Raw genomic sequence first — 23,988 nt, 5'->3', positions numbered from 1 at the left:
AGCATCTTTAAGCTTTTCTTATAAAAAAAACAATAAAAAACAGAGTATTCAATGCTAGAATAATAAAGCATTCTTTTCGAATGAAATTACGTCTAGAGCCGTATAACAAAGAAAGTCATTTATGCTACACTTAACCAAAGGAGCGTGAAGTAATGGATTGGAAACACATCCTTCACAAAATAAAGACCGGTTGGCTGACCTTTTGGCGCTGGTTAAAACCGTATTTGCAGCAATTTCATCAATGGCGCAAGCGGGTTTGGAAAAAATACCACGTAAATAAAATTTTTATTTTACTTAGTTTAGTTGCTATCTTAATCATGAGCGGGTATTTATTTTATATCGCCAAAAATACGAAAGTCAGTGAATTAGAGTCAGGTCTGAAAGAATCGACGGTGATTTTTGATGCCAATGGTGATGAAGCAGGGCAGTTGTACTCGCAAAAAGGCACGTACGTTTCTCTTGATGCCATCTCCAGTGATGTGGTCAACGCCTTGATCTCAACCGAAGACCGCAACTTCTATAATCACCACGGGTTTGATATCAAAGGGATCGCTCGGGCAGCCCTACGTATGCTGGTCAACCGCAGTGCCGAAGGCGGTGGGGGAAGTACCATCACCCAGCAGCTTGCTAAAAATGCCTATCTGTCCTTGGATCAAACCTTTAGTCGAAAAGCCAAGGAGCTTTTCTTAGCGATCGAGATCGAGAAGAAATATTCTAAAGATGAGATTTTAGAAATGTATTTGAACAGTTCCTATTTCGGTAACGGGGTTTGGGGCATTCAAGATGCTTCGCTAAAATATTTCGGTGTCAATGCTTCTGAACTAAGCGTGGGAGAAGCTGCGACGTTGGTGGGGATGCTCAAAGGTCCTTCGATCTATAACCCGATCGACAATCTGGAAAACGCCACGAACCGTCGCGACACCGTCTTGAGTTTGATGGTGGATAACGGCAAGTTGGACCAGTCCGTTGCTGACCAAGAATCACAAGTTGTCTTAGCCAATTTACTTTATGATGGATTTGGCAATTCAGAATCTGGCTATAAGTATCCTTATTATTTCGATGCGGTCATCGACGAAGCCGAATCCTATGGGTTGGACGCCGATGATGTCATGAATCGCGGCTACAAGATCTATACAGCCCTGGATCAAAACTACCAAGCACAAATGGAAGCTGCCTATAAAAACGATGCCTTGTTCCCTGAAAATGCCGCTGATGGCACGATGGTGCAATCTGGCTCTGTCGCACTTGATCCGAATACCGGTGGGGTGCAAGCGGTGGTGGGTCGTCGTGGTGAGCACGTCTTTAGAGGATTTAATTTTGCCACGCAAATGAAACGTTCACCAGGTTCCACGATCAAACCGATCAGCGTCTTCGCCCCTGCCCTAGAAGCTGGGTTTGAACCGGACAGTGTCCTGAAAGACGAGCCTCTTGATTTTTATGATGCTCAAAACTTTGACGGGACCTATGCTGGCGAAGCAGTCATGTACCAAGCCCTCGCCCAAAGTTTGAATCTGCCAGCAGTTTGGCTGCTGCATGAGATCGGCTTAGATCGCGGGTATAGCAAAGCACAAGAATTCGGTCTTTCCTTGACCGAATCCGACAAATATTATGGCTTAGCATTAGGTGGTTTGGAAAAAGGGGAATCTCCAATGACGATGGCAGCAGCGTATGGCGTTTTCGCTAATGGCGGGTATTACTACAAACCGCATTTGATCACCAAAATCGTTGATTCAACTGGTGCCGTGATCGTTGACAATACGTCTGTGCAAGGCAAACGCGTGATTTCTAAAGAGACCGCTGATAAAATGACGAGCATGATGCTAGGAACCTTCTCTAACGGGACGGGGGTTAGTGCTAGTCCGTACGGCTTTACGATCGCCGGTAAGACGGGTACGACAGAGACCAACTTTGATGCTTCTAAGGTCAATGACCAATGGATCGTCGGCTATACTCCTGATATGGTTCTGTCAACCTGGCTAGGATTTGAACATGTGAGTGAAGATCATTACTTAACGGGAACTAGCGGACAAGTTGTTGGGAAAATATTTAAAGCAGAGGCCGAAAGCTTACTGCCTTATAGTCAAGGCACCCAATTCCAAGTTGCAGACGCTTATTGGACAGGCGGAAAATTAATGGCAGCCGATGAGGTACCAGATCCTGATAGCAGTACGTCACAAAATAGCAATGATTGGCAACAAACCATCGATGACTTTGCCGAAAGCGCCAAAGAAGGTATGAAGGAATTCGGCAGCAAGATCAAAGAAGGAACGAAAGAATTGTTTGGCGGCTTGTGGAATTCCATTAGTGGAAATTAAAGGAATTAGGCAACTGCTAGTCTAGAACCTGAGAAGAATGGTATACTAGAAAAAAAGAGGAGGCGTCAAAATGGCAAATATTTATGATACAGCAAATCAATTAGAACGTGAATTACGAGAGTCAGAACAATTTCAAGATCTGAAAGGTTCTTTCGACCGTTTGAAAGCAAATGAAGAAGCGTACGCGTTATTCAAAGAGTTTCAAGAGTTGCAACAAAGCCTGCAACAAAAAATGATGGCTGGCGAAGAAATGACGGAAGAAGAAGCGCAAAAAGCCCAAGAATTATCGCAAAAAATTCAACAAGACGGCATCGTTTCTGACTTGATGCAAAAAGAGCAAGCCTTCAGTTTAGTAGCCAATGACTTGAACCGCATCATCATGGGTCCTGTAAGAGATCTATACGAAGCGTAATCGCCAACAAACAAAGACCAAAGAAGCAAGTGAAACTTCAGAGAAACCGGCTGCAACTGCAAGAGTCGTTTCCAAAGAAGTTTCAAAAGCGCTTCTTTGGTTTTTTTTATGAAAAAGGCGAACAAATTTTCGTATTTTGCTGACGAAATGACTGATAAATGTTATGATAGAAGCATTAAGGAGGGAGAAAGAAATGCGATTTTTACATAGTGCAGACCTGCATATCGACCGGTCATTTGAAGGGGTCCATCTGTTATCTGAAAAAGTGAAGACCCAACTCCCTGCTATCAATCAAAAAATCATCCGTAATTTGGTGGATGTTGCTTTAGAAAAAGCGGTCGATTTTGTTTTGCTGGCTGGGGATACATTCCATCAAGCACGGCCGAGTCTAAAAGTGCAGCATGACTTTTTTGCCCAACTGCAACGACTGGGAGAAGCAGAGATCCCAGTCTATATGATTTTCGGCAACCATGATTATTATGATCCGCAACGGTATTGGTTTGCTTTTCCAGAAAACGTCATTCTCTTTTCATCGGAAGAAGTTCAAACGGTACAAGGAACAACGAAAAACGGTGAAACCTATGCAATCAGTGGATTTAGCTACCAACATCCTTGGATCGCTGAAAATAAAGTAACAGAATTTCCCGCAAGAGCAGCGGTGGATTACCATATTGGGCTTTACCACGGGGATCAAGCCGGTGAACGGTATGCCCCCTTTTCAATCAGTGAAATGAAGCAAAAAGGCTATGATTATTGGGGCTTGGGGCACATCCATGTACCTAAGACGCTCTCAGAGCAACCACCGATCCTCTATCCCGGTACGCCTCAAGGAAAGACCAAGAAAGAGCAGGCGACTGGGGTGATTTTGGCAGAATTATCGCCACAAGGACCAACAATCGAGCGCTTGGAGATCGCGGAAATCGCTTGGCAAAAGCAAGTGGTCTCCTTAGCGGATGTGACCGCCTCGAATGCCGTATTGCCAGCGATCATCGAGCGCTTAAAAAGTCCTCGTTCGCGCTTGCTGCATCTGGTGTTGACCGATGTGCAGCAGCTGCCGCCAGATTGGTTTCCAACTGCGGAAAAAAATGAATGGCTGACCTACCTCAATGAACGGTTGGCACAAACAGAGCCGCTGCAAGTAATCTATGCCCTTGAAGTCGAGCAAGCCAATGAAGACAAGATCGCATTGGCGGTACCACAAGACTATATGCTGCAGTTTTTAGCGATGTATGAGTCACCAGAGATCTTTGCGGACCGACTGTCCGATCTATTGCAGCATCCGCTGATCCAGCGGGGGATCACCCATGAATCATTTCAAGAAGAAGTCTTGCAGCAAGCCAAGCAATTGTTGAAAGACGACTTTCAATGGGAGGAGCAGTCATGAGAATTTTAAAAGCAGAGATTACCGGTTTTGGGAAATACCATGAACAAAGCTTTGCCTTTCATCCGCAAAATCAGCTGCTCTTTGGGCACAACGAGATCGGAAAATCGACGTTGTATCAATTTATTGCCGCCATCTTATTTGGCTTTCCGAAAAAGACAGCCAAGAAAAAAGACTATACCCCCAAAAACGGTGCAGCTTACGGTGGCAAGTTATGGTTGGCGCTGGAACCCTTCGGCGAAGTGATCGTGGAACGCTATCGGCATGTAGACCGCGGTCGTGCCAAAGTCCATGTCGCTGGTCAGACGGTCGATGAGCAATGGCTGGCACAACACCTGCAGCCCCTCAATCGAGCATTGTTCTTCGATGTCTTTACCTTTCAGCAAGAGCAATTGACCCAGATCGATAAGCTAGAAGAAAATGAGCTGCACCAAGCGTTGATTTCTCTGGGAATCAGCGGCAGTCAAAAAATGCTGCAGCAAGTGGCACAATATGAAACCATCAATCAGCAGCAATACAAGCCACGGGGGCAAAAGCTGCCTTTGAATCAGGCGTTAAAACAATTAGAAAAACTGCAAAAAACGATTGCGGAAAAAGAAAGCGAAGAAAGCCGCATCCAACAGCAGTATCAGCAGATCGCCCAGTTGCAAGAACAGATCCAAGACTTGCGACACCAGTTTCAAGCATTGAATGAAGCCTATCAGGAAAATCAGCAGCAGCTGAGTCATTGGGGTCTTTATGAAGAGTGGCAGCAAATGGCACCAGCAGATACGTTAGCCGATCCTCAGCAAGTCCAAGCCATCAAACAGTTTTATCAGCAGTATCAGCAGCTGACGGAAGAAATTCGCAAAAAAGAAGCTGAATTAGATCAGTTGGAGCAAGGAAAAGAATCAGATAAGTATTTCTTTTACCTTGATCACGAGCACCAAATCAATCACTTGCTGCAGCAGCAAGTAACGATGGTGCGTTTGGCAGATCGTGAAGCAGCGGCCAATCAACAAGAAGCCGTCGCCATCACGGAGCTGAATCGCTTGATCGAAAAGCGCCAATGGAGCAGAGAATCGCCGCCGCTAGTAACGGCTTCGATCCATGAACAAACCACACGTTTACTACAAGAACGTGTGCAGTTAGAAGAGCTCGAAAAGCGCATGATGCGTTTAGAAGAAAAAGCGCAGCCTTTGCAAGCCACCGCAGCTCGCTTAGAACAGCAGCATCCTCAATTGATTGGCCGCAAGCCGGTTTCTCGCCCGCTATGGCCGCTAGGGATCGTCGGTGGGCTGCTAGTAGTGATCGGTATCTTTTTGCCGAGTCCGTGGCGCTGGCTTGCTCTAGGTGTAGGGATCGCAGCGATCATTGGCAGTGTTTTGCCGTTGATGAAAGCAGCGCCAAACAAACAGCAAGGCATCAAACAGGAATGGCAGACGGTTCTCATGCAGCTGGATCTGCTGGGAGAAGAGTTGGCGCAGCTGGGAAATGAACAGCAGCAAAAGCAGCAGCAGATCGATCGTGCTCACCAAGCCTTAGCCCCCTTTTTTGGTGATTTGCCGGTGGAAAGCTGGCAGTCGTATTTATTAGCCTATGATGAAGATGTTGCTAGCTATCAAGCCTACTCACAGCAGCGCAAACAAGCCTATCAAGAACGGCAAGCCGTCGCAGAAGAACTGGCCCCCTTTGACGAGCAGTTCCGACCTTATGCTGAGTGGCTGCCGTTGCAAAACAAAACCTTGTTAGAAAAAGCAGCGATCTTGCAGAGGTTTAATGAAGAGATGCAAACAATCAAGCTTTCACGACTGCAACAACCTAGCACGCTGCTGGCCCAACAATTGACCCGCACCCGCAATGAACGCGACCAGCTGCTTTCCCAGGCCAGTGATCTCTTGCAGCAACAAGGCTTAGATCACCCTGCAGAAATCAGCCTCTGGTTGAAGCAATGGGAAGCGGCGCAACGCACGCAGCAGCGATCAGAAGAATTGGCGGTGATGTTAACACCGATTTATCCTAAACCAGTGACACAAGCAGAATTGCTGCAGCAAAAAGACCAGATCAAGCAGCAGCAAACACAGCTTCAGGCACAAATACAGCAGTTGACGGAGCAAAAACAGCGTTTGGAATTAGAAGCAGCAGCTAGTCAAAAAAATGGCACCTTGAATCAGCTTTATCAAGAAGAAAGTGAGCTAAAGGCGGTCATTGAAGAACTTGCTGTGGCATGGGGGAGTCGTCAGTTGGCGGCTTCGATTTTAACGGATGTCACGACCGAGTTGTCAGAACAGCAATTGCCGCAGCTATTGTCGGCTGCTTCAACCTATTTTGAACAGCTATCAAACGGACGTTATCAAAAGATTCTTTTGGAAAATGGCTTGTTGGTAGCGGCAAATGCCAGCGAGACGTTTTCGATCATCGACCTGTCCACAGGCACGAAGGATCAGTTAATCATGGCGTTACGCTTCGGTTATCTAGCACTGCAAAAAAATCACCCATTGTGTCCAATCATTATTGATGATGGTTGGCTGCATTATGATAGTGTTCGTAAGGAACGGTTTGCCGCACTGTTAAAAGAGTTTGGGCAAAGTTATCAAGTAATTTGTTTGTCTTCTGACCAAGAAATGGTAAGCTATTATCAGAAGTACCAGCAGCCTATCCAGGATCTGAGTAAAGGAAGTGAAAGATTTGGCTGATCGGCCAAATAAGCCCATGAAAAAAATTCGTGAATTAACTGTTGATGAAACGTTTCAACTTTTCTTGCTGATCAAGAATGCCGATGTGCGGATCGCGAAAAACGGCAAAAAATTTATTGCCTTCACCTTTCAAGATACATCCGGCACGATCGACGGAAAGTTCTGGGATGCATCAGATGAAGAAATCGCCCGTTTTGAACCCGGGAAAGTAGTACTGCTAGATGGAAAACGGGAGGTCTACCAAGGCAATCCGCAAGTCAAAATCATGCATTTGCGTTTAGCGAAACCGGAAGAGCCCCATGAACCAAGCCAATACATGGAAAAAGCACCCTTGCGAAAAGAAGAGATGGAAGAAGAAATCAGTCAAACCTTGTTTGAGATCACGAATCCTCACTGGAATCGAATCGTCCGTTTCTTACTGAACAAGTATAAAAAGGAATTCTTTGACTTTCCAGCTGCGAAGCGCAATCACCATGCCTTCGCCAGTGGATTGGCGTATCATACGACCACTATGCTGCGGTTAGGAAAAGCAATCGTCAAAGAGTACCCTGAATTGAATGCTTCACTACTGTATGCGGGTATCATTTTGCATGATTTAGGAAAAGTGATCGAGTTGACAGGTCCGATGACGACAGAGTATACCTTGGCGGGGAATCTAGTAGGGCATTTGGTCTTAGTGGATGAAGAAATCACGCAAGCCTGTATGGCTTTGAAATTTGATGACAAAGAAGAAGATATCGTTGTTTTGCGGCATATGGTTTTAGCCCACCATGGCTTATTAGAATATGGGTCACCTGTTCGCCCCCGCATAATGGAAGCGGAGATCCTCCATCAGATCGATAATTTGGATGCTTCCATGCAAATGATGCTGACGTCGATTCGTTTAACGGAACCAGGTCAATACACAGACCGAATTTTTGGCATGGACAATCGGAGTTTTTATGTACCGAAAGAAGTGTAGCCGTGACCTTGTAGCACGATCAACCAAAGTGAATGACGGAAAGAACAAAAACCACGCTAGGCTTGCTTAGCGTGGTTTTTCAGATGTTGGAAAAAGTAGCTGAATCGGCAATATTAACCTAATTAGCATAAAAAAAGAAGCGCTGCTACGACGGCACTTCTTTTTTCGTTTATTCAGCAGAAGAATCTGTAGCACTTTCACTCGTTGCAGTAGAATCATCGGTTGCATCAGTAGCAGAAGAATCTGCCGCTGAGCTGTCCGTTGCATCGTTAGCAGAAGAGTCAGCAGTTGAATCTTCTGTTTCGGCCGCTGTGATGTAATCAGAAAGCAAGTCTGCTAAGTCAGAGTCTTTCATTTTCACATTAGCTGCTTGCAATTCTTGACCGATCGTTGCTGCCATAAAGGTTGAATCATTCAACAAAGTGTTTTGAGCAATTTCAGTCAATTCATCTTTGTATTTATCCATATCGTTGCCTTTGTCTTGGTTTTTCACCATTTTCACAATATAGTATTCCGTCGTGTAAGTTGACGTGTTGGTTGCAGAGATCACTTCAGAGATTTCACCATCTTTTAAGTCAAAAGCGGCTGTTTTTACTTCACTTGGTACAGCTGATGAAGTAGAATCGAATTTGATCGTTCCGCCATCTTCTTTTGTTGCCGCATCCGTTGATTTTTCTTTAGCGATTTCGCCAAAGTCTGCATCATCTTTTTTCGCTTCTTCTAAGACGTCTTTGGCATCATCTTCACTTGCTACTTTGATGATTTGTGCTTCTACTTCAGGGTGGAAAGAATCCCAAGCAGTTTTCATGTCTTCATCAGTGATATCCATGTTGGCTTTTAAGCCTTCACGTAACGCAAGTTGTTGTTTTAATTCTGCACGGTAAGATTTCACCGTATAACCAGAGGCAGTCAATGTTGATTCAAAGGAATCACTGCCGCCGTATTGCTCAGCCACGTTGTTGAATTGTTCGTCGATCATTTCTTCCGTTACGTCATCGCCGTATTTTTCATTAAAGACTTTCAAGACGATCATTTCACGCAACGCTTGTTGATTTTCTGTACTTGTTTTTGCTTTGTCATAAAAATCTTGAACAGTGATTTTACCGCCCTTCATTGTTGCGATTTCCTCACTTGAGTTACCACAAGCCGCTAATGCAAAAAGACTCATTGCACTGACTGCTACTAAAATTAATTTTTTCTTCATTCGTTTAAGCACTCCTAATTCTAAAAAGTTTCATAATAATCACTGCACCTACTATACCACTTCTAGAAATGGTTGGAAAGAAAACAGCGGATGTTTCAAACAAAATTCATAAAAACTACAAATTTTCGATTTGTTTGTCGTCCTCTGCGCTTTGGGCTTGAATCGTCGTGATGTGCTGATTCAATTGTTCCATTTGGGTTTTTATCCGAGCAAGGCGCGGTTGTGCTTGGAATTTGAAGGCTTCCAAATCTTTCGTGAAAGATTCGGTCACAACTGGGATCGTTTCGTCGATCGTTTTGCGGGTTACCATCACAGCATCTTTGAGCTGTTTGACACTGTCATTGAATTCTAAGGTCGCTTCTGTCGTGTCATCTAAATAGCGAATCAATTCTTCACGGGTTTCATTGCCGCTTTTTGGTGCAAAAAGCAAACCGCCTAAACCGCCGGCGATGGAACCGAACAAAAGTCCTTTAAGAAAATTACCGATCATTTAGTTCACCTGCTTTCCAATTTTTTCGGCGATTGCCGCCAGCTCTTCCCCCGTGTAATTCTCTGCATGATTGCCAAAATGGATCTTGAAATCATCGTCTTTGCTGTAGCGAGGAATCAAATGGACATGGGAATGGAAGACGGATTGGTACGCCAATTCTTTATTGTTGTTGATGATATTTAAGCCTTCGATCTCAGGGAATGCTTTTTCGATCGCCCGAGCAATCTTAGGGATACGGGCAAAAACCGCTGCTGCCAACGTTTCATCGTACTCGAAAATATCCGTCACATGCGTTTTGGGAATGACCAATGTATGACCAGGGGTGACTTGGGAAATATCTAAAAAGGCATAGACTTGCTCATCCTCGTAGACTTTGTAGCTAGGAATCTCACGATTATTGATTTTACAAAAAATACAATTTTCCATTGTAAAAAACCTCCTTGATCTATTACCTCTACTTTACCATATTTTGCTTTTTTTCGTCTGGTTTCCTCTTTGAAAAAGTCGCAACAAGGCAACTGTTCCTTCAACAAAGGCGCTTTTTTAAAGAAATGCGAAAAGCGAGCGAGAAACGCTTGCATTTAGATTCCAACAACCCTAGACTTAATATCAGAAATCATTTGGAAAGAAGGAACCTATGAAACCGATCATTAAAGAAACCTTACAGAAAAAAACAACGACTTCAGCGAAGCTTCGCTACTTAGCCTATGCCTATAAAGAGTGGTTGATCGCGATCACGCTGTTTGTGGTGTTTGCTGGTTCAATCACTTATTCTCTGACACGTCCGCAAGAAGAAGTAGTCAATGCCGCCATTGTCACTGAAACAGCAATGGACCCTGCGGTGCAAAGTGAATTGGAAGCAGCCGTTGAAGCATGGGCAATAGACCAAGGGTATCAAAAAGAAGAGCTGAGGATCAGCCTGGTTTCTTATGCCGAACCAGCCGCTGTCCAAGCCTTTACCACCCGTCTTGCCGCTGGTGCGATCCAAATGGTCGTTTTTCCAGCCAGCGAAGCACAAACGTGGCAAGAGCGCTTTGGCAGCCAAGAACTAGCGCAAGAAATCATTACAGTGGGAGAAAATGAATTTATCCTGCAAGTCACGAATAAAGAAAAATAAACAACTGTTTTGCCAGCTGACTGAATTGAACAAAAAGAGCCTACGTTGACAAAGAGCCATAATCAGGCGAATCGGAGGGAAAAAATGACTTTACAAGTAGCAAACGTGACAGGCGGCTATAATCAGCTGCCAGTCTTAAAAAATATTGATTTTACGATCGGCGATGGGGAGCTCGTTGGCTTGATCGGCTTGAACGGGGCAGGGAAGAGTACGACGATCAAAGAAATCATCGGTTTACTGCAACCTCACAGCGGCACCATCACGATTGACGGCTTGACCCTTAAAGAAAACCCAGAGCAATACCGCAAACAAATCGGGTATATCCCCGAAACCCCTTCTTTATATGAAGAATTGACCTTAAGAGAGCACATTGAAGTGACGGCGATGGCCTACGATCTTCCACAAGAAGAAGCCATGAAGCGAGCAGAACGCCTGCTAAAAACCTTTCGCTTAGAAAACAAACTCGATTGGTTCCCGGCAAACTTTTCAAAAGGGATGAAACAAAAAGTCATGGTACTGTGTGCCTTTTTGATTGAGCCGAGTGTCTACATCATTGATGAACCCTTTCTAGGATTAGATCCTTTAGCGATCAATGCGTTATTGGAACTGATGAATGAGATGAAACAAACCGGGGCATCTATTTTGATGTCCACCCACATTTTAGCAACCGCAGAGAAGTATTGTGACAAATTCATCCTCTTGCATAACGGTGAGATCCGCGCACAAGGGACATTGGCGGAACTAAGAAGCCAATTTCAAGCACCAGAAGCCTCCCTTGATGATCTGTACCTCGCACTGACAAAGGAGAGTCAAGCATGAAGCAGTTTTTCTCGCAACGCTTACAGCGGCATCAAAAACAGATGACACGCTATTTGCGCTATGTCTTCAATGATCATTTTGCTTTGATCAGCACCTTCTTAGTCGGAGGTCTGGGGCTCTATTATTCTGAATTGCTAAAAACATTGCCGCGGCCGTTTCCATTAGGCGGCATCATCGTGGTCGCTGTTTGGCTCTTTGTTTTACCGCTGGGACGCTTAGCGACACTGACGAAACCGGCAGATTTGATTTTTCTGTTAGCCAAAGAAGGACAAATGACAAGTTATCTCAGCCAAGCGTTACGTTATTCCCTCTGGCTGCCCTTTGGGGTTTTATTTTTAGCCGTAGGGGCAACGATGCCTTTGGTCGTGGTCACAGCAAACAGCACCTTTGCCTCATTCCCATACTTTTTAGGGATGATGTGGCTCTTAAAACTGGGGGATCTTTCACTACAACGGATTCGTTTGTATCAAGAAACTCAGCAGCAAGTCAAACAGCAGCGAGGCATCTGGTTCGCAAGTACGTTTGCTGCCACACTTGCCAGTATTTATGTAGCACCTTGGCTAGGATTGGGGATCAGCATCCTCCAAGCAATCTGGTTCCTCTTTGGACTGAAAGCCAATAGCCAGCTTTTGGATTGGGACTATATGATCCAAGCCGAACAGTCGCGCTTAATGCGTATCTATCGTTTTATCAACTTATTTACAGATGTTCCCCAAATCACGACGGAAGCCAAACGGCGCAAATACCTCGACTGGCTGCTGGCAAAGATCAAACCAGTGCACAGCAATACGTACCTCTATCTTTACTTGCGCCGAGTGATCCGTGGGGGGCAATATGGCGGGCTTTATGTCCGTTTGACTTTGATTGGTGGGTTCGTCTTATTCTTTGTCGATGAGCTTTGGATCAGTCTGCTGATCGGCTGCTTGTTTCTTTATCTGATCGGTTTCCAACTGATTCCTTTGATCAATGAGTTTCAATACATGGTTTTGACACATCTGTATCCCGTGCCAGAAAAACAAAAAGCCGCAGCGATCAAAAAAATTCTTGGGGCACTCTTACTGGTGACCGCAGTTCTTTTCGGTGTGATCTGTTGCTTGCGCTTGCCTTTTGTTTGGCAAGGCGGTATCGCGTTTCTTGGCTTCTTAGGGTTTGCGGGTCTTTTTTTAGGCATCTACTTGCCAGGGCGATTAAAGAAAATGCACGCCTGATCCACAAGTGGCCTCTCTTACAAAAAGCGAACGCATATGCGCTTGACGGCGACCCATTAGGAAGCTAGAATAAGAGGTACTGCGAAATAAGGAGAGAAGCTAGGATGGATATTCGCTTGGATCAAGATTGGCGTATGCGGCCAATCAAAGGCGACACCGGGAAAGCCTATATCGGGCTCAAGGACAACGACAAAGTCTTTATCAAACGAAATACGACCCCGATGCTTGCGGCACTCTCTAAAGAGGGCATTGCACCCAAACTCGTCTGGACGAAACGGACGGGAAATGGGGATACGCTCTCCGCACAAGAATGGCTGGATGGACGGGTCTTAGATCCCGATGAAATCGGCCAAAGAAATGATGTCATTGATGTGTTGTATCACTTGCATCATTCAAAAACGTTGGCACAGATGCTAAGCAAAATCGGCGGACAAGTCAGATCGCCTGAACAGATGCTGATGGATTATCAGGATCAGCTGCCTTCTGCGGTCGCCCAAAACCGTTTTATTCATTTGGTCACCGAGTATTTAAAAACCAATATTCCAGCTTTTGACGAGCAGAAAGCCGCGGTCGTCCATGGCGATGTCAATTATCGAAATTGGCTAGTTTGTCAAAACTATTTGTATTTAGTCGATTGGGATTCCGTGATGTTTGCAGATCCGGCAATCGATATCGGCACTATTTTAGGTCACTATGTGCCATTATCTGGCTGGTCTCATTGGCTCGTGCGCTATGGTATCCACAGCAGCAGCGAAGTGATCGAAAAGATTTATTGGTACGCATTGTTGAGTATGCTGCAAGAGGTCAAAAAATATTATCTGCGAGGCGATTACAAAGCCATGAATGCAGAGATTTTACAATTAAAACGAATTTATAGCGAATGAAGAGAAGATGGAGCGAGGCAATTTGGTTCCATCTTGTTTTTTCGGAAAGGAAGAAACATGAGAGTAAGAAAACGTGCAGGTGCAAAAGAGCTGATTGACGCTCATCCAGAATACGTCGTGGCAGAGCCTACTGAATGGAAAGGGCGTTGGCATGAACGCTTTGGCAATGATCACCCGCTGCATATCGAAATTGGAATGGGAAAAGGCCAATTTATTACGGAAATGGCGAAAGCTCATCCCGAGATCAATTATATTGGTGTGGAAATGCAGATTAGTGTCGTTTCGATCGCATTAGATAAAATGATCGAGCAGGAGATCCCGAACTTGCAACTGCTGCATGTCGATGGTTCCGCATTGACCAACTATTTTGCAGACAATGAAGTAGACCAGATCTATTTGAATTTTTCTGATCCATGGCCTAAGAAGAAGCATGAGAAGCGCCGTTTGACTTCCAAAGCCTTTTTAGCAGTCGACGAGCAGATTTTACGTCCCAACGGCGAGATCCATTTCAAAACGGATAACCAAGGATTGTTTGAGTATTCCTTAGCGAGCTTTTCTCAATACGGCATGATTATCAAACAAGTTTGGTTGGACTTGCATAACAGTTCCTTTGAGAACAATATCATGACGGAATATGAAGAAAAATTCTCAAGCCGCGGGCAGCGGATCTATCGGGTGGAAGCCCAATTTGTGGCAAAAGAACCACAGAAATAAACGAATGATGAAAGATGAAGCAAATTTGCTTCATCTTTTTTTTCTATTCTCAAAGCGTTTGCGTATTTCTTTTTAGGAGGGATAAGTCGTGGATATTCGAGCATTCTCAGACGAGTTGATTCTTTATGGAAGACAAGAACGCATGCAGGATCTGTCCATTTTGCCTAGCGGTACACAGATGGAGGTGATTTTCAGTAAAAGCTATCTCAGAAAGACCTATCAAGTACTGACCAACGAAGAAGCTCAGCAGCTGATCACCCGCTTCAAATTTTTAGGAGGAATGGAGGTGGGAGAACGGCGCAAAGCTCAGTTAGGCGCAGTCAGCTATCTGTTAGGCGATCAGCTACAGCGGTTGCGCGTCTCAACGGTGGGTGATTATCAAGGGCGTGAAAGTCTCGTGATGCGGTTTCTTTATCCTTTGAACAAGGAGCATCTGCGCTATTTTTTTGCAGAAGACGTCCAGCAGATCCAACAGACAACCAAACAAAGAGGCCTATATTTATTTTCTGGTCCCACTGGCTCAGGAAAATCGACCCTCATGTATCAATTAGCACGGGCAACCAAGGGACAAGTCATTACCATCGAAGATCCTGTGGAGATTGAAGAGCCGCATTTTTTGCAGCTGCAGACCAATTTGAAAATCGGACAAGACTATGATGAATTGATTCGCTTGTCTTTACGGCATCGTCCGGACCTGCTTTTGATTGGCGAGATCCGTAACAAAGAGACGGCGCAAGCCGCTGTACGAGCCGCTCTGACAGGTCATCGAGTATTTGCCACGATCCATGCACGAGGCGTAGCAGAAACCAAGACACGGCTGCTGGAATTGCTAGGGGCAGACGATCTTCTGGCGCACGCGTTGCAAGGGATCGTTTATCAGCGATTGTTGCCGAATGAAGTCAACGAACCCCATGGATTGCTGGCGTATCACTTTTATGAGGGGCAAGTGGAAAAACAGTGGCAGCACGTATTAAAACGAGTGAAAGAAAGTGGGTGGATCACCGATGAAGTTTATGAAAAAGAAGCCCCAGCTACCACGCCGTGCAACTGAAGCCCTCTTGGTCACCTTCACGGTGTTATTGGAGAGTGGCTTTTCCCTACAAGAAAGCCTCCAAGTGTTGCTGCGCAGTCGCCAGTTTTCTGAACCTGTGATCGAACAGCTGATTGCCCATCTTGCCCAAGGGCAAAGCTTGGCAGCAGCAGTAGCGCCGTTGTCTTTATCGGCTACCGAAAAAAATCAGCTTTATTTAGCAGAAAGTCATGGGAATCTCACGACGACCTTGCGGCGGATGGTCGACTACCACAAATTGGTCAACAAGCAAAAACAGCTGCTGTACAAAGTAGCGGCCTATCCGCTTTTGCTACTGGTCTTTTTAGTGGCGGCTCTCTTTGGCATGCATCGCTTTTTAATGCCTCAATTGTTAGCCTCTGGCATGATCGACGAAGGTCATTGGGGCATTCGCGCCATCACTTGGGCACCAGCAGTACTTATCCTCTTCTTGTTGGTAAGTGTGCTGCTTTTTGTGATCAGCCGCTGGGTATTTGCCCGCCGCACTGCCTTGCAAAAAGCTGTATTCTTCAGCCACCTGCCATTGTTCGGAGCATTGTACACGAGTTATCACACGAGTTTTTTCGCATTGGAATGGGGCAAGTTGTTTCAGCAAGGGTTAGATATCCAACAGATCATTGAGTGTATGGAGCACACCAATAAAGCTACCTTGATCCAAGAATTAGCGCGAGAGTTGCGAGTGACCTTGACACTTGGCGGAGAACTCCCAGAAAAACTTCGTCATTTCTCGTTTCTCACACCAGAATTTTCTTTGATCGTCTTTCAAGGAGAAGTACGGGGAAAGTTAGGAGAAGAGCTTTTTTTATACAGTCAATTATTGATGGATCGCTTGTTTCAACGAATCGAAAAAGCTATTCACTGGGTTCAGCCTCTGATTTTTTTGTTGGTTGCTTTAATGATCGTTGGGATCTATGCCGCTATGTTTTTACCAATCTATGGAAATATCCAAGGAGTGATCGAATGATAGAAAAGAAAGTCGCATCTTCTCGCAAGCAGGGGATTTGGCGTGTCAAAAAAGGCTTTACATTGGTTGAAATGTTGGTTGTTTTATTAGTGATCAGTATTTTGGTTTTGTTGTTTGTCCCAAATCTTGCCAAGCAAAGAGGAATCATTGATGAGAAAGGAAATGCGGCCATCGTGAAAGTGGTGGAAACCCAGATCGAACTCTTTCGTCTGAATGAAAATCGGGAGCCCTCGAGAGAAGAATTGATCGCTGAAGGGTATGTATCTGAGGAGCAATATGCGATTTATGAGCAAGGGGACTAAGGGCTGTCGACGGTGTTCTTTTGTTGGTTTTACTTTAATAGAAAGCCTTTTGGTCCTCATGGTCAGTAGTATGTTTCTCTTTTTTCCCGTCGTGGCCATCGAGTACTATCAACGATCTGCTGAAGTCTTAGGCTTTTGTGCACGCTTAGAAAAAGGCCTCTATACCATACAGCAATCGGCCATCATCGATAACACACAAACCCGAGCCGTTTATCAAGCAGCGCCAACGCCAACTGTTTCATTTTATGGCGCTGCAACTGAGCCGGTCACCAAGATCGAAGTCCCTCCTCAACTAGCGATGCAGGCGTTTCCCGATATTCTTTTTAGTAGTCAGTCCGGCAACAATAGCAGTCTGCGAAGGATTGTTTTCTATTGGCAGGAGAAAAAGCAAACCATCAGCTATAAGTTTTTATTTGGGAGCGGACGCTATGAAAAAATCGTTGAATAGCGGGTTCATCTTAGCAGAAAGCCTGATTGGCTTTGGGGTGTTGGCAACCTGTGTGTTATTGTTTTTAGCGATGCAGACCGCTTCACTGACGCAAAGTGCGGCATTGCAGGAAAAAGCCCAAATGCTGCGGGTGCTGTATGAAGAAGTCCAGAACCACTCCTTTGATGCGTCAACCATTACCTACACGACGCAGCGTCAGACGGTCTATCAAGTTCGCTTTTGGCAAGCAGCGCAGCATCAACAGGCACGCATCCAAAGTGGCGAACAGCTCTGGGAGATTGTGTATGAAGAGTAAAGGCTTTACTTTGTTGGAGTGTCTGTTGTCTTTATGGGTATTGGCGATCTGCTTATTGATGATCAGCGGGATCGTCAAGCACCTCGCACCGGTCAATCAGCAGATCATGGCTCGCAAAGATCAAGAATGGCATGTTTTTTTGTTTCAGTTGGAACGGGAATTAAGTACCTGTGTCTATCTATCAGTCAGCGAGAACACGCTATATTTGCGAAGCAGTCAAAACAATTCGGTAACGATCGATCGCATCAACCGCGTGTTGCGGAAACGGGACAACAATGGCTATCAACCGTTGTTGACAGAAGTGGCAGATGTGTCTTTTGAGAAAATTGGCGCAGCGATCCGCTTTACCGTTTCCTTTGAGAATGGAGACCAGAAAATTGGACAATGGAAAATACACTCACAAGAGGCGGCATAAAGGCGGTATTTTACTCACAGCATTGTTGTTTGTGCAGCTGTTGAGCTTGATGTTATTGCTGGTGTTAGAAAACAGCCGCACAACAGCCCTTTTTTATACAAAAACCATTGAAACCTATGAAGCCCGTATTATGAGTGAACTTTTCCATGCGGAATTCTTGCAAAACGAGTTGGAAGATCGAGGGACACGGTTTTATAATGTAGGAAAGTTGACTTATGAACGGCAAGGACAGAGCTTACAGATCGAATGCTATGTCAAAAGTCGGCGATTTACTTTTACCTTTTTGTTGCCTGAAGAGCAGCCTGAAATAGACACAGATGACCAAGAAGAATAGTACAGGAAAAGGATGGTTGTTTCGACCATCCTTTTTCATACAGAAATAGAAAAAGAATGTTTACAGCTTCACAAATTATTCTAAACGAAAGCGATTGATTATTTTGGATGAATCGGCTAAAATTAAACAGGTATATATGTTGTTATAGTTTTGAAAAGAGGTGCAAGATGTCCGCAGAAAAAATGGAAACGTCTTTTCATTTGACCGTTGAAGCGATCCAACTGCTTCAAAACGCATTGGAAACGTCTTTTTTTGATGCTTACGTAGAGACGATCGAAAATTTTGTTGATCAATACCAAGTTCGCGTGATCGATGGGGTACCAGATGAAGCAACTGCTGCTCGTTTAGAAACCATCTATCAAGAAATTCGAGCAATGGAACTATCGGCAGAAGAAAAACGCAAGCTTGCGCAGTTGGTTTTGTTGAAAGGCAGCCAAACGGAGCGCCTGCAGGCCAATCACCAACTGACACCAGATAGTCTTGGGTTTTTATTCGTCTATTTGATCGAGCAGTTGAGTAGTGCCGATCAACCAGTGAAACTTCTTGATTTATCGGTAGGCATGGGGAATCTCTTATTGACAGTCTTGCTGAATCTGCAATTAGCCAAGCGTCCAGTAGAAGGAACCGGTGTGGATATTGACGAAACCTTGTTGGCGATCGCAGCTGCAACTGGCGAATGGACCAAAGCGCCCTTGCATTTGTTCCATCAAGATGGCTTGCAAGAGCTTTTGATCGAACCGATGGATCTGGCGATCAGCGATCTACCGGTGGGCTATTACCCACAAGATGACAAAGCCCGCAGCTTTATTACGGCGGCTCCAGAAGGACACAGTTACGCCCATCATTTGTTGATGGAACAAGCGATGAACTATGTCAAAGCTGGCGGTTACGGTTTGTTCTTACTACCAAGCAATTTCTTGGAAACGGAACAGAGTGAATTTTTGAAAAAATGGCTGAAAGAAAAGGTTTATTTGCAAGGAATGATTCAGCTTCCTGAAGAACTCTTTAAAAATGAACATTCACGTAAAAGTATATTGCTTTTACAAAACCACGGAGGGACAAGCAAACAAGCAGAAGAAGTCTTGCTGGTCAAGCTAGCCTCACTGAAAGAACCAAAGAACATCACAAAACTTTTTGAACAATTTGCGGCTTGGAAAGCAGCAAATCTGTAATATAATTCGGATAAGGAGATCATCATGTCAAAAACAATCGCAATCAATGCTGGAAGTTCAAGTTTAAAATGGCAATTATATCAAATGCCAGAGGAAACAGTTGTCGCTAAAGGAATCGTTGAACGAATCGGTTTGAAAGATTCTATCTTTACCATCAAATATGGGGAAGATCAAAAATTCGAACAAATCATCGATATCAACGATCACGAAGTAGCTGTAAAAATGTTATTGGATCAACTGATCGAATTAAACATTTTAGGTGCTTATGATGAAATCACTGGCGTCGGTCACCGCGTCGTTCACGGCGGAGAAGATTTCCCTGATTCAGTTGTGATCACAGACGAAGTGATGGAACGCATCCAAGCATTGGCTGAATTTGCGCCATTACACAACCCAGCAAACTTGATGGGGATCACTGCTTTCAAAAAAATCTTGCCTGAAATCATCAGTGTCGCTGTTTTTGATACTTCTTTCCATGCAACGATGCCAAAACACAATTACCTATACAGCTTGCCATTAGAGTACTATAACGAGTTTAAAGTACGTAAATACGGCTTCCACGGTACAAGCCACCGTTATGTTTCTGAGCGTGCGGCAGAAATGTTAGGCAAACCAATCGAAGAATTAAAAATCATCACTTGCCATCTAGGGAACGGTGCGTCGATCACTGCAGTTGACGGCGGAAAATCAGTAGATACATCAATGGGCTTCACGCCGTTAGCTGGTGTAACGATGGGAACACGTTCTGGTGACATCGATCCTGCTGTTTTGCCTTACTTAATGGAAAAATTAGATTTGAACATCGATGAAATGGTGGATGTTTTAAACAAAAAATCTGGTTTATTAGGCTTAACTGGTATTTCCAGCGACATGCGCGATCTAGAAGCAAACTACGACAAAGAAGAAGTCAAAGTTGCTTATGACGTCTTTACTGACCGCATCCGTAAATACATCGGTGGCTATGTAACGACCATGAACGGTGTCGATGCGATCGTCTTTACTGCTGGTATCGGTGAAAATGATGCCCACGTCCGCAGCGAAGTTATCAAAGGCATGACTTGGTTTGGTTGCGAATTAGATGCCGATCAAAATGCAAAACGCGGCGAAGAATTAGTGATCTCAACTGAAGAGTCAAAAGTCAAAGTACTTTTGATCCCAACAGATGAAGAATTAATGATCGCTCGTGATGTGGAACGTTTACGCGGCTAAGCGAAAACATTTCTTAGAATAGAAGCTGAAACACATGCAAGAGAAATGCTTGCATGTGTTTTTTTGTAGGAAAGTCCGCAAAACGGGACTAGAGAGAAAAATTGGTGAAGACCATTTTCTAATTTTTTAAACAGAAAATTTAATAATTATACATATGAAAATTGGCTCATACTGCACCTAGGTGGATGGCTTCTCATTTTGCTTTCATTTGAATTTAAATTTCCTTCCTTTTTTACAAGATGTTCTCAGGGAAATACCCTTGTAAAAGTTGCCAAATGGGAATAAACTGGCATTTGTGAATTTTCAGAAAAATTCCGCTATTTTATTTTCATTAATTTTTATAAGGGGCCATTACATATGGAAAAAGAAAAAACATTCTTAGGTCAGCCGCGAGGGCTGTCGACGTTATTCTTCACGGAAATGTGGGAACGATTCAGTTATTATGGTATGCGGGCGATTTTGGTGTACTTCATGTACGATGCAGTTGCCAACGGCGGCTTAGGGTTGCCAAAAGGAACGGCTGTGGCGATCATGTCGATTTACGGTTCCTTAGTGTATATGTCAAGTATTGTTGGCGGTTGGATCTCGGACCGTCTTTTAGGATCAAATAAATCCGTCTTTTATGGTGGGATCTTGATCATGTTAGGACACATCGTCTTGGCAACACCTTTAGGGATTCCAGCGTTGTTTGTGTCCATGATGCTGATCGTCATCGGAACCGGACTATTGAAATCCAACGTGTCGGGTATGGTGGGGCATTTGTACAGCAAAGACGATATCCGTCGGGATGCTGGTTTCTCAATTTTCTACATGGGGATCAATATCGGTGGCTTGTTAGCACCGATCATCGTCGGGATCTTAGGACAAGAGGTCAACTACCACTTAGGCTTTTCGATTGCTGCTATCGGGATGTTTATCGGTTTGGTGCAGTATTATGTGCAAGGAAAAACCACGTTGAAAAGTGTAGCGATCGCGCCAACGAATCCCTTATCGGCAGCCGAAAAGAAAACCTTCTTCCGAGCAGTCGTTCTGGTTCTTCTCGCATTGGCAGTGTTGTTTGGCGCAGCTGCTGCAACTGGCCATCTGACGGTTGATTTCTTCATCAACTTCATCAGTGTTCTAGGTATTTTCTTGCCGATCTACTACTTTACCAAAATGCTGCGTTCGAAAGATGTCACACCAGATGAAAAGAAAAAAGTGTTGGCCTACATTCCGCTGTTCTTGTCAGCGATCGTCTTTTGGTCCTTAGAAGAACAAGGCTCATCGATCTTGGCATTGTTTGCTGCTGACCGTACGCAATCAACGTTATTCGGCATCAATATTCCAGCAAGTTTGTATCAAACCTTAAATCCACTTTTTGTCGTCTTACTGACACCTGTCTTTGTCTGGTTGTGGACCAAACTAGGTTCTCGCCAACCCCGGACAGAAGTGAAGTTTGCCATTGGTTTGGTCTTAGCCGGTTTGTCCTTTCTATTGCTAATGCTGCCAAGCCTCTTGTTTGGAGTAGAAGAACGGGTCAGCCCATTATGGTTGGTATTGAGCTTCTTCATTATGATCGCGGGGGAAATGTGTCTTTCACCTGTGGGCTTGTCGGTGACGACCAAACTAGCGCCGAAAGCTTTCGAAGCACAAACCTTGGCGATTTGGTTGTTAGCAGACGCTTCTTCACAAGCCATCAATGCGCAAATCGCTCGGTTCTATACACCACAAACAGAAGGGATGTACTATGGCATCGTCGGCGGAGTAGCCGTTGTTGTCGGCATCATCTTGTATTTAGCTAGAAAACCGATCCGCAACTTGATCGGCAACATTCATTGATCAAAAAATAAAAACTTGATTTTCCGCCTATGCATGGATTGAACAACCCATGCTTACTGTAGGAAAATCAAGTTTTTTTGTTGCGAATCAATGTCTTAGTCAATCAATGGGCTTAGTGGCTGGCGTGTGATCTGCTGCTGTGCAATGACCAGGGCTTCTTGGAAGTGCTGCTGCAAAAAGTAGCGGTCATGGCTGACTGCCAGCAGGGTTCCTTGATAATCTTGCAGCATTTCTTCAATTTCTTCTCGGGCATAGCTGTCGAGGTGATTGGTTGGTTCATCCAAAATCAGGACGTTGATTTTTTCTAAAAAGAGTTTCAGTAACGCCAAACGGATTTTTTCACCACCGGATAGATCTTTGATTCGTTTGGCCACATCACCTTGATAAAAACCACTTTTGGCTAATTGCCGACGAGCCGTTTCTTCGTTTCCTGTCAATGTATGGACGTAGGCTAATAGGCGGCTCTCGGGATCGGCAAACTGCAGCTGCTGGGGCAAATAGCCGATCTGTAAGCTGCTGCCGCGCTTGATAGTGCCGCCGCTAGGAAGCTCCTCACCGAGAAGTAATGTGAGTAAGGTTGATTTTCCGGTACCATTGTCGCCGATGATGGCTAGATGCTCCCCACGGTAGACCGCAAAACTGCTGTCTTTGAATAAGACTTGGCCGGCGTATTGCTGGTGCAAATCGTGAACGATGAACACCTCTTTGCCTGATTTTCCGCCATTTGCCAAGCCTTGCAGCCGATTTTTCGGGGGCGCTGGCGGTTTGACCAGTGTAAGTTTCGCTAGGCGGCGTTCCAATTCTTTGGCTTTTTTGAAGAAGGATTCATTGTCTCCTTCATGGCCCCACTGACGAAATCGACGAATCATGACTTTCAGTCGCTGGACTTCTTTTTGCTGCAGTTCGTAATTTTTGGTCAGCTCCGCCAAGCGAGCTTCTTTCAAGACACGAAATCGGCTATAGTTCCCAGGATACTCAATCAGGGCGCCTTCTTCCAGTTCCCAGGTCTTGGTGGTGACTTGATCGAGAAAGTGTCGATCGTGAGAAACGACTAGAACCGCTTTTTTCGTATTCTGTAAATAATTTTCCAACCAGCGGATACTTGAAAGATCCAAGTGATTGGTTGGTTCATCCAGTAACAGCAAGTCAGCATCGGTGACTAACACTTTGGCTAAAGCGACTTTGACCCGTTCACCCCCGCTAAGGTCTGTTAACCGTGCGTCCTGCCGATGGGGAATTCCTAACCCTTGTAAGATCGCGGAAATTCGGTCTTCTAATCCATAACCGCCCAACTCTTCAAAGCGCTGCTGCAACTCGCCATAACGGATCAGACACTTCTCTAAATCAGTATTGGGTTCTGCCATCAAGGCTTCGTAATGGCTCATTTGCTGCTTGAGTTCTTGAATGGTAGCAGCAGAATGGAGCAGGTAGTGGGTAACGGTTGCTTCAGAAACTGTCAGCTCTTGCTCGACCGTCCCGATCCTCAAGCCTTTTTGGCGGCTGATAACGCCGCTATCAACGCCTTCACTGCCAGTCAAGATTTGTAAAAAGGTTGATTTGCCCGTTCCGTTGATGCCGACTAGGGCAATTTTTTCCCCAGCTTCGATTTGGCAGGATAACTCCTCAAATAACGGATTCCCGCCGATGTTTTTTTTTATAGCAATTGCTTGTATGATCATGATCTCTCTCCTTGAGACCACTCAAAAAGGCCATGGATATCCATGGCCAGTGTTATTTAAACTCAGATTCTCTTGAGAAAAATACCTTGAGATGGCCATTGAT

General features: G+C 44.7%; 24 protein-coding genes. 20 read left to right on the top strand and 4 right to left on the bottom strand.

Annotated features, from left to right (window positions below):
* Nucleotides 1–152 precede the first annotated feature (152 nt).
* The 5 genes from IGJ42_RS15005 (at nt 153) to IGJ42_RS14985 (ending at nt 7,744) form a co-directional block, all read left to right on the top strand.
* The gene (locus IGJ42_RS15005; RefSeq protein ID WP_061053370.1) at nt 153–2,315 is read left to right on the top strand and encodes a PBP1A family penicillin-binding protein; all 2,163 of its coding nucleotides are present in this window, start codon (nt 153–155) and stop codon (nt 2,313–2,315) included.
* A 70-nt stretch (nt 2,316–2,385) separates the two neighbouring features.
* Complete coding sequence (locus tag IGJ42_RS15000; protein WP_005227708.1) at nt 2,386–2,727, top strand: YlbF family regulator; 342 nt, start codon at nt 2,386–2,388, stop codon at nt 2,725–2,727.
* A gap of 193 nt (nt 2,728–2,920) precedes the next feature.
* A complete protein-coding gene (locus IGJ42_RS14995) occupies nt 2,921–4,111 on the top strand; it encodes a DNA repair exonuclease (RefSeq protein ID WP_225869316.1) in 1,191 nt (396 codons plus the stop codon).
* Nucleotides 4,108–6,783 carry an AAA family ATPase gene (locus IGJ42_RS14990; protein ID WP_176461995.1) on the top strand — a complete coding sequence of 892 codons (2,676 nt, stop codon included), beginning with the start codon at nt 4,108–4,110 and terminating at the stop codon, nt 6,781–6,783. Before IGJ42_RS14995 ends, IGJ42_RS14990 begins: the two co-directional genes overlap by 4 nt.
* 16 nt (nt 6,784–6,799) lie before the next feature.
* Nucleotides 6,800–7,744, top strand: a complete 945-nt coding sequence (locus IGJ42_RS14985) for a 3'-5' exoribonuclease YhaM family protein (protein ID WP_034872173.1) — start codon at nt 6,800–6,802, stop codon at nt 7,742–7,744.
* Between the two features lie 169 nt (nt 7,745–7,913).
* Here the strand turns inward: IGJ42_RS14985 and IGJ42_RS14980 are convergent, their stop codons facing one another.
* The 3 genes from IGJ42_RS14980 to IGJ42_RS14970 form a co-directional block, all read right to left on the bottom strand.
* Nucleotides 7,914–8,948, bottom strand: coding sequence for a peptidylprolyl isomerase (locus IGJ42_RS14980; protein WP_420657249.1), 1,035 nt, complete (start codon nt 8,946–8,948; stop codon nt 7,914–7,916).
* Nucleotides 8,949–9,063: 115 nt separating this feature from the next.
* Nucleotides 9,064–9,438, bottom strand: a complete 375-nt coding sequence (locus IGJ42_RS14975; RefSeq protein ID WP_005227717.1) for a YtxH domain-containing protein — start codon at nt 9,436–9,438, stop codon at nt 9,064–9,066.
* The gene (locus IGJ42_RS14970) at nt 9,439–9,864 is read right to left on the bottom strand and encodes an HIT family protein (protein ID WP_005233401.1); all 426 of its coding nucleotides are present in this window, start codon (nt 9,862–9,864) and stop codon (nt 9,439–9,441) included.
* 211 nt (nt 9,865–10,075) lie between these two features.
* On the opposite strand from IGJ42_RS14970, the gene IGJ42_RS14965 reads away from it, so the two are divergent.
* From IGJ42_RS14965 to IGJ42_RS14895, 15 genes are all read left to right on the top strand, one after another.
* A complete protein-coding gene (locus IGJ42_RS14965; protein WP_005233404.1) occupies nt 10,076–10,555 on the top strand; it encodes a hypothetical protein in 480 nt (159 codons plus the stop codon).
* Between the two features lie 84 nt (nt 10,556–10,639).
* Complete coding sequence (locus IGJ42_RS14960) at nt 10,640–11,374, top strand: ABC transporter ATP-binding protein (protein ID WP_005233406.1); 735 nt, start codon at nt 10,640–10,642, stop codon at nt 11,372–11,374.
* Nucleotides 11,371–12,582 carry an ABC transporter permease gene (locus IGJ42_RS14955; RefSeq protein WP_061053365.1) on the top strand — a complete coding sequence of 404 codons (1,212 nt, stop codon included), beginning with the start codon at nt 11,371–11,373 and terminating at the stop codon, nt 12,580–12,582. Before IGJ42_RS14960 ends, IGJ42_RS14955 begins: the two co-directional genes overlap by 4 nt.
* A 104-nt stretch (nt 12,583–12,686) precedes the next feature.
* On the top strand, nt 12,687–13,466 hold the full coding sequence (locus tag IGJ42_RS14950) for a phosphotransferase family protein (protein WP_005233409.1): 780 nt from the start codon (nt 12,687–12,689) through the stop codon (nt 13,464–13,466).
* Between the two features lie 57 nt (nt 13,467–13,523).
* Nucleotides 13,524–14,180, top strand: a complete 657-nt coding sequence (gene trmB / locus IGJ42_RS14945; RefSeq protein ID WP_005233410.1) for a tRNA (guanosine(46)-N7)-methyltransferase TrmB — start codon at nt 13,524–13,526, stop codon at nt 14,178–14,180.
* Between the two features lie 88 nt (nt 14,181–14,268).
* Nucleotides 14,269–15,231 carry a competence type IV pilus ATPase ComGA gene (comGA, locus tag IGJ42_RS14940; RefSeq protein WP_016612984.1) on the top strand — a complete coding sequence of 321 codons (963 nt, stop codon included), beginning with the start codon at nt 14,269–14,271 and terminating at the stop codon, nt 15,229–15,231.
* The gene (comGB, locus tag IGJ42_RS14935; protein ID WP_016612983.1) at nt 15,185–16,213 is read left to right on the top strand and encodes a competence type IV pilus assembly protein ComGB; all 1,029 of its coding nucleotides are present in this window, start codon (nt 15,185–15,187) and stop codon (nt 16,211–16,213) included. Before comGA ends, comGB begins: the two co-directional genes overlap by 47 nt.
* Entirely contained in the window at nt 16,210–16,515 is a 306-nt protein-coding gene (comGC, locus tag IGJ42_RS14930) for a competence type IV pilus major pilin ComGC (protein ID WP_005233413.1), read from the top strand. Before comGB ends, comGC begins: the two co-directional genes overlap by 4 nt.
* Nucleotides 16,499–16,963 carry a competence type IV pilus minor pilin ComGD gene (comGD, locus tag IGJ42_RS14925; protein ID WP_430615785.1) on the top strand — a complete coding sequence of 155 codons (465 nt, stop codon included), beginning with the start codon at nt 16,499–16,501 and terminating at the stop codon, nt 16,961–16,963. Before comGC ends, comGD begins: the two co-directional genes overlap by 17 nt.
* Nucleotides 16,944–17,258: a hypothetical protein gene (locus tag IGJ42_RS14920; protein WP_005233415.1), complete on the top strand. Its 315-nt coding sequence runs from the start codon at nt 16,944–16,946 to the stop codon at nt 17,256–17,258. Before comGD ends, IGJ42_RS14920 begins: the two co-directional genes overlap by 20 nt.
* Nucleotides 17,248–17,673, top strand: a complete 426-nt coding sequence (comGF, locus tag IGJ42_RS14915) for a competence type IV pilus minor pilin ComGF (RefSeq protein WP_005233416.1) — start codon at nt 17,248–17,250, stop codon at nt 17,671–17,673. The genes IGJ42_RS14920 and comGF overlap by 11 nt, the downstream gene beginning before the upstream one ends.
* On the top strand, nt 17,636–18,007 hold the full coding sequence (gene comGG / locus IGJ42_RS14910) for a competence type IV pilus minor pilin ComGG (RefSeq protein WP_008382038.1): 372 nt from the start codon (nt 17,636–17,638) through the stop codon (nt 18,005–18,007). Before comGF ends, comGG begins: the two co-directional genes overlap by 38 nt.
* 167 nt (nt 18,008–18,174) lie before the next feature.
* Nucleotides 18,175–19,179 carry a class I SAM-dependent methyltransferase gene (locus IGJ42_RS14905; protein WP_005233418.1) on the top strand — a complete coding sequence of 335 codons (1,005 nt, stop codon included), beginning with the start codon at nt 18,175–18,177 and terminating at the stop codon, nt 19,177–19,179.
* A gap of 24 nt (nt 19,180–19,203) precedes the next feature.
* Nucleotides 19,204–20,388: an acetate/propionate family kinase gene (locus tag IGJ42_RS14900; protein WP_005233419.1), complete on the top strand. Its 1,185-nt coding sequence runs from the start codon at nt 19,204–19,206 to the stop codon at nt 20,386–20,388.
* A 357-nt stretch (nt 20,389–20,745) separates the two neighbouring features.
* Nucleotides 20,746–22,206: a peptide MFS transporter gene (locus IGJ42_RS14895; RefSeq protein WP_005227746.1), complete on the top strand. Its 1,461-nt coding sequence runs from the start codon at nt 20,746–20,748 to the stop codon at nt 22,204–22,206.
* A gap of 95 nt (nt 22,207–22,301) precedes the next feature.
* On the opposite strand, the gene abc-f is transcribed toward IGJ42_RS14895, so the two are convergent.
* Nucleotides 22,302–23,885, bottom strand: a complete 1,584-nt coding sequence (abc-f, locus tag IGJ42_RS14890) for a ribosomal protection-like ABC-F family protein (RefSeq protein ID WP_429946847.1) — start codon at nt 23,883–23,885, stop codon at nt 22,302–22,304.
* Nucleotides 23,886–23,988 lie beyond the last annotated feature (103 nt).

Source organism: Enterococcus sp. DIV1067f, assembly GCF_050543505.1.
GTDB classification, from domain to species: Bacteria; Bacillota; Bacilli; order Lactobacillales; family Enterococcaceae; genus Enterococcus_D; species Enterococcus_D entomosocium.
The sequence above is the reverse complement of the archived record's forward strand: the minus strand, read 5'-3'. Positions and strand labels throughout refer to the sequence as shown.